The 12,388-nt window shown below is 60.7% G+C and carries 12 protein-coding genes; 7 read left to right on the top strand and 5 right to left on the bottom strand.

Annotated features, from left to right (window positions below; genetic code table 11):
* Nucleotides 1-46 precede the first annotated feature (46 nt).
* On the bottom strand, nucleotides 47-487 hold the full coding sequence (locus KBY08_RS10395) for a CBS domain-containing protein (RefSeq protein WP_225651135.1): 441 nt from the start codon (nucleotides 485-487) through the stop codon (nucleotides 47-49).
* Nucleotides 488-710: 223 nt separating this feature from the next.
* Here KBY08_RS10395 and KBY08_RS10390 point away from each other — a divergent pair, with 223 nt between their 5' ends.
* Nucleotides 711-3,074, top strand: coding sequence for a DNA polymerase II (locus tag KBY08_RS10390; protein WP_103753749.1), 2,364 nt, complete (start codon nucleotides 711-713; stop codon nucleotides 3,072-3,074).
* Here the strand turns inward: KBY08_RS10390 and KBY08_RS10385 are convergent.
* Nucleotides 3,071-3,916 (bottom strand): NAD-dependent protein deacetylase, encoded by an 846-nt coding sequence (locus KBY08_RS10385; RefSeq protein ID WP_024641023.1) that lies wholly within the window; start codon nucleotides 3,914-3,916, stop codon nucleotides 3,071-3,073. The genes KBY08_RS10390 and KBY08_RS10385 overlap by 4 nt on opposite strands.
* Before the next feature lie 175 nt (nucleotides 3,917-4,091).
* Between KBY08_RS10385 and KBY08_RS10380 the strand changes: the two genes are divergently transcribed.
* Complete coding sequence (locus KBY08_RS10380) at nucleotides 4,092-4,934, top strand: PhzF family phenazine biosynthesis protein (protein WP_011267624.1); 843 nt, start codon at nucleotides 4,092-4,094, stop codon at nucleotides 4,932-4,934.
* A gap of 168 nt (nucleotides 4,935-5,102) precedes the next feature.
* Here the strand turns inward: KBY08_RS10380 and KBY08_RS10375 are convergent, their stop codons facing one another.
* Both KBY08_RS10375 and KBY08_RS10370 read right to left on the bottom strand, forming a co-directional pair.
* On the bottom strand, nucleotides 5,103-5,942 hold the full coding sequence (locus KBY08_RS10375; protein WP_011267625.1) for a TIGR03915 family putative DNA repair protein: 840 nt from the start codon (nucleotides 5,940-5,942) through the stop codon (nucleotides 5,103-5,105).
* On the bottom strand, nucleotides 5,939-7,159 hold the full coding sequence (locus tag KBY08_RS10370; RefSeq protein WP_225651134.1) for a putative DNA modification/repair radical SAM protein: 1,221 nt from the start codon (nucleotides 7,157-7,159) through the stop codon (nucleotides 5,939-5,941). The genes KBY08_RS10375 and KBY08_RS10370 overlap by 4 nt, the downstream gene beginning before the upstream one ends.
* A gap of 213 nt (nucleotides 7,160-7,372) precedes the next feature.
* Here KBY08_RS10370 and KBY08_RS10365 point away from each other — a divergent pair, with 213 nt between their 5' ends.
* Genes KBY08_RS10365 through KBY08_RS10350 form a run of 4 tightly spaced genes read left to right on the top strand, consistent with a single transcriptional unit; the run spans nucleotide 7,373 to nucleotide 10,036 of the window.
* A complete protein-coding gene (locus KBY08_RS10365) occupies nucleotides 7,373-7,519 on the top strand; it encodes a hypothetical protein (RefSeq protein ID WP_153795665.1) in 147 nt (48 codons plus the stop codon).
* On the top strand, nucleotides 7,516-8,262 hold the full coding sequence (aztA, locus tag KBY08_RS10360; RefSeq protein ID WP_103753752.1) for a zinc ABC transporter ATP-binding protein AztA: 747 nt from the start codon (nucleotides 7,516-7,518) through the stop codon (nucleotides 8,260-8,262). The genes KBY08_RS10365 and aztA overlap by 4 nt, the downstream gene beginning before the upstream one ends.
* Nucleotides 8,259-9,128 (top strand): metal ABC transporter permease, encoded by an 870-nt coding sequence (locus tag KBY08_RS10355; protein ID WP_003410031.1) that lies wholly within the window; start codon nucleotides 8,259-8,261, stop codon nucleotides 9,126-9,128. The genes aztA and KBY08_RS10355 overlap by 4 nt, the downstream gene beginning before the upstream one ends.
* An 11-nt stretch (nucleotides 9,129-9,139) precedes the next feature.
* The gene (locus tag KBY08_RS10350) at nucleotides 9,140-10,036 is read left to right on the top strand and encodes a metal ABC transporter substrate-binding protein (RefSeq protein WP_003410033.1); all 897 of its coding nucleotides are present in this window, start codon (nucleotides 9,140-9,142) and stop codon (nucleotides 10,034-10,036) included.
* Between the two features lie 50 nt (nucleotides 10,037-10,086).
* Here the strand turns inward: KBY08_RS10350 and KBY08_RS10345 are convergent, their stop codons facing one another.
* Nucleotides 10,087-11,235, bottom strand: coding sequence for an aldose epimerase family protein (locus KBY08_RS10345; protein WP_103712864.1), 1,149 nt, complete (start codon nucleotides 11,233-11,235; stop codon nucleotides 10,087-10,089).
* A 280-nt stretch (nucleotides 11,236-11,515) separates the two neighbouring features.
* Here KBY08_RS10345 and KBY08_RS10340 point away from each other — a divergent pair, with 280 nt between their 5' ends.
* Complete coding sequence (locus tag KBY08_RS10340; protein ID WP_103753753.1) at nucleotides 11,516-12,388, top strand: SMP-30/gluconolactonase/LRE family protein; 873 nt, start codon at nucleotides 11,516-11,518, stop codon at nucleotides 12,386-12,388.

The raw sequence follows: 12,388 nt of genomic DNA, 5'->3' as shown, positions 1-12,388 counted from the left end.
GTGTGGCGCGCGGCAATCGCGCGCTGCGCCTGATGTGTTGCTCAGGTCATTCGCCGCGAATGTACTGCTCGAGCTGTTGAATGAGGTTCGCCTGTTCTGCAATGGCTTCCTTCACCAGGTCACCGATGGACAGCAGGCCCAGCAACTGGCCGCCTTCCACGACCGGCAGGTGGCGCAGATGGCTGTCGGTCATGATCCCCATGCACGCTTCGACGCTGCGTTGCGAGTCGACAGTGATCACTTTGCTGCTCATGATGTCCTTGACCGGTGTCCCCACCGACGAGCGTCCCTTGAGCACCACCTTGCGCGCATAGTCGCGCTCGCTGATGATGCCGACCACCACGTTGCCCTCGACCACCGGCAGCGCACCGATGTTCTTTTCAGCCATTAACTTGAGTGCGTCGAGCACCATCTGATCCGGTCCGATGGTATGCACTTGCTGGTTCTGCAGGTCTTTCAATTTCAGTAGCTGGGCGACGGTTTTCATGGGGCTCTCCGTGATCGGGACCTGGGTGGCTGTAGTGCATTGCCAGAACCACTACAGAATCATCCAGCGCGCAGAATCGAGCAAGCAGTAAATAAGGATCACGGGAATAGGAGGAATCAATTGTCCATGCCCCTCAATGTGCCGCTAATTCGCCTCCAGACGCGCCTTTAGCCTCATAGCCAAGTAGAATCATTTGTTTCACCGGGCGGTCGAGGTAACAGCGTTGGATGTACAGCAGGGCTTTATCCTGAGTCGGCACTGGCAAGACACGCCCGCCGGGACCGAGGTCGACTTCTGGTTGGCCACCGATCAGGGCCCGCGCCATATTCGCCTGCCTTGCCAGCCCTCTGTCGCCTTTATTCCTGCCGAACAGGGTGAGCGGGCCCGATCGTTGTTGCGTACCGAACGTGGCGTAGAACTGCGTCCGCTTGAGCTCTGTGATTTTCGTCACCGTCCGGTGCTGGGTGTGTATTGCCAGCAGCACCGCCAGTTGATGAACATCGAAAAATTGCTGCGCAGAGGCAATGTAGACGTCTATGAAGCGGACATTCGCCCGCCGGAACGCTACCTGATGGAACGCTTCATCACCGCGCCGGTGCAGTTTGGCGGCACGCCGGATGCCGATGGGGTGCTGTGCGACGCGCAGATCAGACCATCGCCCGATTACCGTCCTAATCTGAGGCTGGTCTCGCTGGATATCGAAACCACCGCCCGCGGCGAGCTGTATTCGATTGCACTGGAGGGCTGTGGGCAGCGCCAGGTCTACATGCTGGGGCCGGCCAACGGTGGTGACGAGACGCTGGATTTTCAGCTCGATTATTGCGATACCCGCGCGCAGTTGCTCGAACGCCTGAACGACTGGCTGGCGCTGCACGACCCTGATGCGATTATCGGCTGGAACGTTATCCAGTTCGATTTACGCGTGCTGCATGAGCATGCCCAGCGCCTGCAAGTGCCGTTAAGGCTTGGGCGTGGCGGTGAAGCGATGGGCTGGCGTGAGCATGGCAGTCGCAACAACCATTTTTTTGCCGAAGTGAGCGGGCGGCTGATCATCGACGGAATCGAGGCATTGCGCTCGGCGACCTGGAGCTTTCCGTCGTTCAGCCTCGAATACGTCGCGCAGACTCTGCTGGGCGAAGGCAAGGCCATCGACACGCCTTATCAGCGTATGGACGAAATCAACCGCATGTTCGCCGAGGACAAACCGGCGCTGGCGCGTTACAACATTAAGGACTGCGAACTGGTCACGCGCATCCTTGCCAAGACCCAATTGCTGACCTTTCTGCTCGAGCGCGCCACGGTCACCGGTCTGCCTGCCGACCGCAGCGGTGGTTCGGTTGCGGCTTTCTGCCATTTGTATATCCCGCTGATGCATCGTCAGGGTTTCGTGGCGCCCAACCTGGGCGAGCGCCTGCCGGAGGCCAGCCCTGGCGGTTTTGTCATGGATTCCCAGCCAGGGCTGTATGAGTCGGTGCTGGTACTGGACTACAAGAGCCTTTATCCGTCGATCATTCGTACCTTTCTGATTGATCCGGTGGGCTTGATCGAAGGCCTGCGCCATCCAGCGGACAGCGAGTCGGTGCCGGGCTTTCGCGGCGCGCGCTTCTCGCGCACCCGTCACAGCCTGCCAGCCATCGTCGAGCGCGTGTGGCAAGGTCGGGAAGCGGCCAAGCGCGAGCAGAACGCCCCCTTGTCCCAGGCGCTGAAAATCATCATGAATGCCTTCTACGGCGTGTTGGGCTCGAGCGGCTGTCGCTTTTTCGATCCGCGCCTGGCTTCATCGATCACCCTGCGTGGGCATGAAATCATGCTCAAGACCCGCGACCTCATTCAGGCGCAGGGCTACACGGTGATCTATGGCGATACCGACTCGACATTCGTCTGGCTGGGCCGTCCTCATGGGCAGGAGGAGGCAGCAAGCATCGGCAAAGCGCTGGTGCAGCAGGTCAATCAGTGGTGGCGCGAGCACTTGCACGCCGAGTACGGTTTGCACAGTGCCCTTGAACTGCAATACGAAACGCATTTTCGGCGCTTCCTGATGCCCACCGTGCGCGGTGCGGAGGAGGGCAGCAAGAAGCGTTACGCCGGCCTGGTGACCCGTGCTGACGGTTCCGAGGAGATGGTCTACAAGGGCCTCGAAACGGTACGCACCGACTGGTCGCCACTGGCTCAGCAGTTTCAGCAGGAGCTGTACCTGCGGATCTTCAAACGCCAGCCGTATCAGGATTACGTGCGTGACTACGTGCAACGCACCCTGTCAGGCGAGCTGGATGACCTGTTGATTTACCGCAAGCGCTTGCGTCGCAAGCTCGATGACTACCAGCGCAACGTGCCGCCTCATGTACGCGCTGCACGGCTGGCCGATGAATACAACGACCAGCAGGGGCGACCGCGTCAGTACCAGAGTGGCGGCTGGATCAGCTACGTGATGACCACCGCCGGGCCGGAACCGCTGGAGATTCGTCACGCCCCGATTGACTACGATCACTACGTGACTCGTCAGTTACAACCGCTGGCTGACGCGATCCTGCCGTTTGTGGACGACGATTTCAGCACCCTGATCGGTGGGCAGTTGGGGCTGTTTTAAAGCGAAACCAATTGCTCGGCGAGCCACGGCAAGGCCTGCTCACAGGACGCTTCGATCTTCATTTCAAGCAGCTCGTCCGCCCGGGTCTTGCCATGGTTGATGGCGATGACCGGTTTGCCCTGTTCGGCCATGGCCTTGCACAGGCGGAATGCCGACCAGGCCATCAATGACGTGCCCACCACCAGCAGACCTTCTGCGTCCTCGACACTTTGCGTAGCCCTGGCAGCGGTCTGCGCGGCGACGTTTTCACCGAAGAACACGACGTCCGGCTTGAGCCTGTCGCCTCCACAGTGCGGACAGCGGGGCACCTCGAAACTGGCTTCGAACGCCGGGTCTAGCAGGGTATCGCCGTCCGGTGCCTGTGTCGCGTGGACGCCGATCAGATAAAGGTTGTGCGCCAGCATCTGCTCTTGAATTCCTGCACGGTCGCTGCGCTGCTGGCAATCCAGACACAGCACCCGGTGCAGGCTGCCGTGCAGCTCGATGACGTCCCGGCTTCCGGCCTGTGTGTGCAGTGCATCGACGTTCTGGGTGATCAGTCCGGTAATGGCGTGTTCAGCCTGCAGCGCAGCCAGGGCCAGATGCGCGGCATTGGCCTGTGCCGCGCGGATCCGCGGCCAGCCGAGCATGGCGCGTGCCCAGTAGCGCTGGCGCGCTGCAGGGTTGCCGAGAAATTCCTGATACATCATCGGCTGCTTGCCGCGCCGCACGCCATTCTTGTCGCGGTAGTCCGGAATGCCGGATGCGGTGCTGATCCCTGCGCCGGTCACCACCAGAAACGGTTTGTCGGCCATTACCTGGCATAGCGTGTCGAGCAGATCTCGGATTGGGCTGTCGAGCATGTTTGAACCTCGGGTGGCCTGCCTCTTGTGACTGGACACATTATCATCTGGCATGCAGGTAGCGTTGCGACTGCCACAGCTGTGAGCCGCCGTGGCCGACGTTGGTTCAATATCCCGTTGTTCACCCGGCTGTGGACGTGGCACTCTGGTTTTTTATACCGGAAAGGACGCCCCGATGCGCTCGTTCGATTTCAAGCAACTGGATGTCTTCACTGATCAGCCTCTGCTCGGCAATCCGCTGGCGGCGGTGCTGGGCGCTGACGGGCTGAGTGACGAGCAGATGGCCGCCTTTGCCCGCTGGACCAACCTGAGTGAGACCACGTTTCTGCTCAAGCCGACAGACCCGCGTGCCGACTATCGCGTGCGTATTTTCACCACCCTTGAAGAGCTGCCGTTCGCTGGCCATCCCACCCTGGGCAGTTGCCACGCCTGGCTGGAAAGCGGTGGCGTGCCTCGCGGTGAGGAAATCATTCAGGAATGCGGCATCGGCCTGGTGCGTATCCGCAAGGATGCCGCCGGGCTGGCATTTACCGCGCCGCCGCTGTTGCGCTCAGGCGCCGTGGACGCCACGTTTGTCGAGCGGATTCGCCTCGGTCTGAAGCTGGCTTCCGAGAGCATTCTGGACGCCCGCTGGGTCGATAATGGCCCTGGCTGGGTCGCACTGCGGCTGAAAGATCGTGCAACCGTTCTTGCTCTGCAGCCTGACCATGTTCAACTGGACGGCTTGAAAATCGGCGTTATCGGAGCGTGGGACGCTGATGTGGACGGTGTAGATGCCCAATTCGAGGTGCGTGCGTTTGTTTCCGGCGACGGTATGGCTGAAGACCCGGTGACCGGCAGTCTCAATGCCGGCATCGCTCGCTGGTTCCTGGAGGAAGGCCTGGCACCGGAGCGCTATGTCGTGAGTCAGGGCACTGCGCTCGGACGCAAGGGGCGGGTGTCCGTTCAGCGTGCAGGTGAGGATATCTGGGTGGGCGGCTCGACTGTGACGTGCATCGACGGAAGGGTTACGCTCTAGAGGATCGGGCTGGAAAGCCCCATGTGCGAGATACAGGCAGCACCAAAGCCTTAGACTCCTTTGCCCTTGATACCAGGCAGCAGATGTGTGACGCGGAGCGTCACGAAATGCATGCCAACTCGGAGCATTGGCGCGTTAGTCAAAACAGACTTGTGTATACCGACGCGCTCAATCCTTCAGCGCAATCTTCTTGCCGCGTCTGGCGGCGATGTCGCTGGCCTGGCCGTCACGCTGCTTGCCGGTGCGGGCCTGGGTGATCAGGGCAGGGATCAGCGGGCCTTCCGGCAGGTTTTTCCAGAAGCGCGAAGGGAAGTGACCTTCCATGACCTTGGGGTTCAGGCGCGCAGGGTTGAAGATGTGGCTGTAGTAGGTCAGCCACAGTTCGCCATGCGGGTCTTCCACCTGCCGGGCCATGGTCTGCCAGGCTTGCGGGCAGCGTCGCTCATGAATCAGTTGTTGGCCGTCGTAATACACGCCGTCCTGAGGCGTGGCGATCATCCAGCGATGCTGACCCATACGGCCGATGAAATGCTCGCTGGCACTGAGCAGAATATCGTGGGCCGGTTCGTGCCAGGCCACGTACTGCGGACGCATCAGAGCTTCGTCGGCAGCCACGGGCGGCAGCGCGACAAACCGCAGAAACGCATGCAGATGATGGGCCTCACGCCTTACCGATTTGAGGCGGCGATGCAATTCACTGCCGAGTTTGTCACCGGCCATCATGGCGGTGCGATCACCGTGGGTCACGCGCCACAACACTTCGTACAGAAGGCTCCAGCGCTGATCGCCCCGATAGTGCGAGGCGCTCTCCAGCAACTGCACCAACTCCAGCGGAACCCGTGCCTGAAAAGGCCCGGCTTCCCTGGGGTACTCTTCTTCACTGCCGAACAGGTCGGCGGCATCCGGCGACTTCCAGCTGACCTGGCTGGGGTCGATTTCATGGCTCAACAGCCAGCGAGCCTGTTGTCGCCAGGTCTCGAACAGGTCGTCGCAGTCGAGGCAGATCATCCCCACAGGCCCATTTGCTGAGGCTGAGGCCGGTCGCGCAACTGGTGATGCAGGAACTCGCTGGTGGTTTCCGCGTGCGGCGGGTGGTAATCACTGGTAATGATGAACGGCTTGGCCTTGGCCAGTATGCAGCGCATGCGGGTGAGGTCTTCGTAGCGGATGCGTCGCTGTCTGCGCAGCTCGACCAGCCGCTGCGTGGTGCGGATGCCAATACCCGGCACCCTGGCGATCAGCGCCGGGTCCGCCTGGTTCAGGTCCAGCGGGAAAACCTGGCGGTTGCCCAGCGCCCAGGCCAGTTTAGGGTCGATGTCCAGCGCCAGATCACCGGGGCCGTCGAGCAGTTCACCCGCGGTAAAACCATAGCCGCGCAGCAGAAAGTCAGCCTGATACAGGCGATGCTCGCGCATCAGAGGCGGTGCCGCCAGGGGAACGCTGTTGGGGCTGTTGGGTATCGGGCTGAACGCAGAATAGTAGACCCGGCGCAGCTTGAAGTTGCTGTACAGCGACTGCGCGCTGTGCAGGATGGTGCTGTCGTCGGTGGCATCGGCACCGACAATCATCTGCGTGCTCTGCCCGGCAGGCGCAAAGCGCGGCGAGCGAGGCTCGTTGCGCACCGTCTGCTCACCGGTGTAAATCGTCTGCATGGCCTGCTTGATCGACGCGACGTCTTTTTCCGGGGCCAGGGTCTGCAGGCTCAGGTCAGTTGGCAGCTCGATGTTCACGCTGAGACGGTCGGCGTAGCGGCCGGCCTTTTCGATCAGCGCCGGATCGGCGTCAGGGATGGTCTTGAGATGGATGTAGCCGCGAAACTCATGCACCTCGCGCAACAGCCGGGCAACTTCGACCAGTTGCTCCATGGTGTAGTCCGCGGAGCGAATGATCCCGGAACTCAAAAACAGCCCGCTCACGCAATTGCGGCGATAGAAGTCCAGGGTCAGGGTGACCACTTCTTCGGGAGTGAAGCGCGCACGGGGCACATCGCTGGAGCGACGGTTGACGCAGTACTGGCAGTCGTAAAGACAGAAGTTGGTCAGGAGGATTTTCAGCAGCGACACGCAACGCCCGTCCGGCGTGTAGCTGTGGCAGATGCCTATGCCATTGGTGGAACCGAGCCCGGACTTGTCCTGCGAGCTGCGCTTGGGTGCTCCACTACTCGCGCACGACGCATCGTACTTGGCGGCGTCTGCCAGAATGCTGAGCTTGTCGATAAGCTGCATGAAGTGCCCCTTGACTGTTTGTATATACAGTATAGGGAGGCGTGCAGTGTCACAAGTACCGCACGGCGGAGTTGTGCGTGGCGATTCTGAAACTGATCTGCGCGGGAGTTTATCTGCGTGGCTGGAAAGCAAGGTGCCGGCATGAATGTTATTTAATAACATTTATCCGGTTGATATGTAATACTGTAACAAATAGTTGCAGGTTACTTTTACTTGAAAAATCCTCCTGACGCTTCGACAGCAAGCGCTTCGATAGCAGGTTCCGTGCTGGCTCAGTCGGCCTGGAAGCGCGTCCTGTTTTCCCTGGCGATACTGATATTGCTCTGGCTGGCCATTGGCTGGTCGGTGGCGATTCCATGAGTGCCGCCATCGCTCTGGAAAACCTCACGGTGGCGTATGAACGCCGCCCGGCCGTGCACCACATCAGCGGGCGCTTCGAGGCCGGTAGCCTGACGGCTATCGTCGGGCCCAACGGCGCGGGTAAATCGACGCTGATCAAGGCCATCGCCGGCACCATGAAGCCTGCTCAGGGGCGCGTCGACCGGGGGCGTCTGGCAACCCGCACAATTGGCTATCTGCCGCAGGCCGCAGAAATCGATCGCAGCTTTCCGCTGAGCGTTGCGGATACGGTTTCGATGGGCGCCTGGCACAGCATCGGCCCGTTTCGCAGCCTGACCCGCAATCACGCGCGTCTGACCGGCGAGGCGCTGACGACTGTCGGCCTTGAGGGTTTTGAAGGGCGTAGCGTGGGCTCGCTGTCGTCTGGCCAGTTTCAGCGGGTGTTGTTCGCCAGGCTGCTGTTGCAGGACGCCTCGGTGATTCTGCTAGATGAGCCGTTCACTGCCATCGACGCGCGCACCACGCGTGATCTGTTGCAACTGGTGCGCGCCTGGCACGGGCAGGGGCGCACGGTGATTGCCGTACTGCACGATATCGAACAGGTCCGTCAGCACTTTCCGCAAACCTTGCTGATGGCTCGCGAAGCCATCGCCTGGGGCGAGACAGCGCAAGTGCTCAGCGTTGCCAACCTGCGCAAGGCGCGCAACATGGCTGAGTACTGGAGCCCGGATGCCTTGTTGTGTGATGCCGAGGACGACGCATGATGCTCTATAGCCTGGTGGTTGAGCCGTTTATCGAATTCGGCTTCATGCGCCGCGCGCTGGTGGCGTGTCTGGCGCTGGGCATCGGCTCGGGGCCGGTCGGCGTGCTGTTGATGTTGCGGCGTATGAGTCTGGTGGGCGATGCGATGAGCCACGCGGTGCTGCCGGGCGCGGCGGTGGGCTTCATGGTCGCCGGGCTGTCGTTGCCGGCAATGGGGTTCGGCGGCCTGATCGCCGGGCTGGCAGTGGCCTTGCTGTCCGGTCTGGTGAGTCGACTGACCTCGTTACGCGAAGACGCCAGCTTTGCCAGCTTCTACCTGACCTCGCTGGCCGCCGGGGTGCTGATTGTCTCGCTGCACGGGTCCAGCGTCGATCTGCTGCACGTGCTGTTCGGCACCATTCTGGCCATCGATGACACGGCGATCTACATGGTCGGCAGCATTGCCTCCTTCACCCTGATTCTGCTGGCGATCATCTATCGCCCGCTGGTGCTGGAGTGCTTCGATCCGGGCTTTCTGCGTGCGGTCGGCGGGCGCGGCTCGCTGTACCACGTTCTGTTCCTGCTGCTGGTGGTGCTCAACCTGGTCGCAGGCTTTCAGGCGCTGGGCACGCTGATGGCGGTGGGCATGATGATGCTGCCGGCAACCGCCGCACGTTTCTGGACCCACTCGCTGAGTGGCCTGATGGTGATTTCGACGCTGCTGGCGACCTTGTCCGGGCTGATCGGGCTGATCGTTTCCTACCACCTTGGCGTCGCCTCGGGGCCGGCCATCGTGCTCACGGCCAGTGCGTTCTACGGCATCTCCCTGTTGTTCGGGCGCACGGGCATCGTGCGCCGGCTGTTTCCCAAACCTCACCTGGCTCACTGAAAAGGTACGTCATGAAACGATTGATGATGTTGAGTTCCCTGGCTGCACTGGCGTTGTCGGCATTCGCCAGCCTGGCTCAGGCCAAACCGCTCGAAGCCGTTGCCTCGTTCACGGTCATTGCCGACATGGTCAGTACGGTCGGCGGTGATCGTGTGCACGTCAGATCACTGATCGGTCCGAACGGCGATCCACACGTCTACGAGCCGACACCGAGTGACGCCCAGGCGCTGAAAAACGCCGATCTGGCATTTGTCAGCGGCCTGCATCTGGAGGGCTGGATGGATCGTCTCATCAAGGCTTCAGGCTACAAGGGGCAGCCGGTGGTGCTGTCCGAGGGCATCAAGACCCGCAGCATGGATGAGGACGGCAAGCGCATTGTCGACCCGCATGCCTGGAACAGCGCGGCCAATGGCGTGATTTATGTGCGTAACATCGTCGCAGCGCTGAAGAAAGCCGATCCGGAAGGGGCCAGCGTGTATCAGGCCAATGGTGATCGCTACATCGTCGAGTTGCAGCAACTGGACACCTACGCCCGCGATCAGATCCGTTCGATTCCGGCTGCCAGACGCAAGATCCTCACCTCTCATGACGCGTTCGGCTACTTCGGCGATGCCTATGGTGTGACCTTCCTGTCGCCGCTGGGCTTGTCTACCGAGTCTGAGGCGTCGGCCGCCGATGTGTCGAAACTGATCCGTCAGATCAAGACTGAACATGTCAGTGCCTACTTCTTCGAAAACTCCAGCGACCCGCGCCTGGTCAAGCAGATAGCCGAAGCCAGTGGCGCTCAGCCAGGGGGTGAACTGTACGTGGAATCCCTGTCGCCTGCCGACGGCCCGGCGTCAACCTACGCGAAGATGTTCCGTTACAACGTCGATACCCTGACTGCGGCGATGAAGCGCAATCAGTGAGTTTGAAGCTGCCCGGCGCTCTGATCACAGGCGCCGGGCAGCTCAACGCTTTAGTCGTTGAGGAATTTGAACACAGTGGTCTGGGTGTAGGCCTTGCCGGGATCCAGTCGGGTGCTGGGGAATTTCGGCTGGTTGGGCGCATCGGGATAGTGCTGCGTTTCCAGGGTAAAGGCGCCCCAGTGCGGGTAGACCTTGCCTGCCTTGCCGTGAATGCTGCCATCCAGGAAGTTACCGGTGTACAGCTGCACGCCGGGCTCTGTGGTGAACAGTTGCAGTCTGCGGCCTGATTGCGGATCGCTGACCTCGGCGGCCAGTTTCTTCACATCACCCTTGGTGTCGAGCACCCAGTTGAAATCAAACCCGCCTTGCTTGGGTTCGGCGTATTTCAACTGCTGGTGATCAGCCTTGATGTGTTTGCCGAACGCGGTGGGCTTGAGAAAGTCCATGGGCGTGCCAGCCACAGCAGGCAGTTCACCGGTCGGGATCAGCTTGTCGTTGACCGGGGTGTAGTGCGAGGCGTGAAGGGTGGCGACCTGTTTGAGCACATCACCACTGCCAGCGCCGGCCAGGTTGAAATAGCTGTGGTTGGTCAGGTTCAGCACCGTCGGTTTGTCGGTGGTGGCGCGGTAGTCGATCTTCAGCTCGTTTTTTTCATTCAGGCTATAGGTCACTTCAGTCAGCAGGGCACCCGGAAAGCCCATCTCGCCGTCCGGCGACAGGTAGGTCAGCTTCACGCCGACCGAATCACCGCTCTTGGTTTCTTCTGCCTTCCACAGACGCTTGTCAAAACCCTGCGTGCCGCCGTGCAGCGCGTTGGTCTTGTCATTGAGCGGGACCTGATAGGTTTTGCCATCCAGACTGAATTTGCCGCCTGCCAGCCGGTTGCCGAAGCGGCCGATGGTCGCGCCGAAATAGACCGTGCCGTTGTTCTGGTAGCCCTGCACATCGTCGAAACCCAGGACGATGTCTTCGACCTTGCCGGTCTTGTCAGGTACCAGCAGCGATTGCAGCGTCGCGCCGTAGGTGATGATGCTGGCCTGCACGCCATGACTGTTGCGCAGGGTGTATTTTTCGACGGCAGAGCCGTCAGGCAATTGGCCGAACGCGCTGTGTTCGCTGGAGAGTGCGGCGGCCTGTGCGGTCAGGGTGCTGATCATCAAGGACAGTCCAAGGGTGCTGAGAAGCGCATGTTTTTTCATCTGATCTGCCTGCTTTTATTGTTATTGGTAAGACTATTTGATCGGATTCAAGCCGATGCATGGATGTATAGCCTATAAAATGGTGCTTGAAAAATAAATTGTAATACTATTTAGTAGTGCCATCGTCGCGGAAGGCTTGTGACTCACCTTAGCCGATCTGTCGAATTTTTTGCCATGCAGCCCGAACGCCGTGCAACGGGTCGGTGCAGGCAAAGGTTGGACAAGACCGCGACACAAATATCCAAAAGTGCCTTTACAACAATAACAAAGGACATTTTTCATGAACTGGCTGCCCGTTTCCGAGCACCGTTTCAAGCTGGCCGAAGGCGCCTTCTGGGATGCCGAGGAGCAGGCTTTGTACTGGGTCGACATTGCCGGGTTTCTGGTGTGTCGGCTGGTCGCCGGGCAGATCCGCCAATGGCGCATGCCCGAGCCGGTCTCTGCATTTATTCCGACCGAGCAGGGTGATGCACTGGTGACACTGGCCAGCGGCGTCTATCGCCTGGACCTGGGCTCCGACAAAACTTCTTTACGACCATTCTGCGTGGCAGACCCCACCCCCGGCAATCGGGCCAACGAAGCCCGCTGCGATGCGCGCGGTCACCTTTGGCTTGGCAGCATGCAGAACAACATCGATGCCGAGGGCGGCGACGTGCCTTTAGTGCGTCGTTCAGGCGGGTTGTTCCGCGTTGAACCTGATGCCCGGGTGACTCGTTTGCTGGACGGGCAGGGCATCGTCAACACCCTGCTGTGGAATGAAGAGGGCAGTGTGCTGTACAGCGCCGATACCCTGGACGACGTCATTTATCACTATCCGGTGCTTGCAGACGGTGGTCTGGGGCCACGCAAGGTATGGGCGGCGAAACACGATCGAGGCTCACCCGACGGCTCGGCGATGGATGCCGAAGGGTATGTCTGGAATGCGCGCTGGGGTGGCAATTGCCTGATCCGCTTTGCCCCGGATGGCAGCGTTGACCGGGTTGTCGAGCTGCCGGTCAGCCATCCCACCAGTTGTGTATTCGGCGGTCCTGGCCTGGAGACGTTGTACGTCACCAGTGCCGCCCCTGCCGATGCAAATGGTCGCTTCGACGGCGCGCTGCTGATGGCGCAGGTTGGCGTCAAGGGCACGCCGTGTCAGCGGTTCGCCGGTTGA

Source organism: Pseudomonas sp. P135 (assembly GCF_020312125.1).
Lineage (GTDB): Bacteria > Pseudomonadota > Gammaproteobacteria > Pseudomonadales > Pseudomonadaceae > Aquipseudomonas > Aquipseudomonas fragariae.
This window is presented reverse-complemented; position numbering and strand designations above follow the sequence as displayed.

Coding starts and splice junctions, on each gene's coding strand:
- KBY08_RS10375 (WP_011267625.1), bottom strand. CDS start 5,942: ATGATCTGCCTCGACTGCGACGACCTGTTCGAGACCTGGCGACAACAG.
- KBY08_RS10340 (WP_103753753.1), top strand. CDS start 11,516: ATGAACTGGCTGCCCGTTTCCGAGCACCGTTTCAAGCTGGCCGAAGGC.
- KBY08_RS10395 (WP_225651135.1), bottom strand. CDS start 487: ATGAAAACCGTCGCCCAGCTACTGAAATTGAAAGACCTGCAGAACCAG.
- KBY08_RS10355 (WP_003410031.1), top strand. CDS start 8,259: ATGATGCTCTATAGCCTGGTGGTTGAGCCGTTTATCGAATTCGGCTTC.
- KBY08_RS10380 (WP_011267624.1), top strand. CDS start 4,092: ATGCGCTCGTTCGATTTCAAGCAACTGGATGTCTTCACTGATCAGCCT.
- KBY08_RS10385 (WP_024641023.1), bottom strand. CDS start 3,916: ATGCTCGACAGCCCAATCCGAGATCTGCTCGACACGCTATGCCAGGTA.
- aztA (WP_103753752.1), top strand. CDS start 7,516: ATGAGTGCCGCCATCGCTCTGGAAAACCTCACGGTGGCGTATGAACGC.
- KBY08_RS10350 (WP_003410033.1), top strand. CDS start 9,140: ATGAAACGATTGATGATGTTGAGTTCCCTGGCTGCACTGGCGTTGTCG.
- KBY08_RS10370 (WP_225651134.1), bottom strand. CDS start 7,159: ATGCAGCTTATCGACAAGCTCAGCATTCTGGCAGACGCCGCCAAGTAC.
- KBY08_RS10345 (WP_103712864.1), bottom strand. CDS start 11,235: ATGAAAAAACATGCGCTTCTCAGCACCCTTGGACTGTCCTTGATGATC.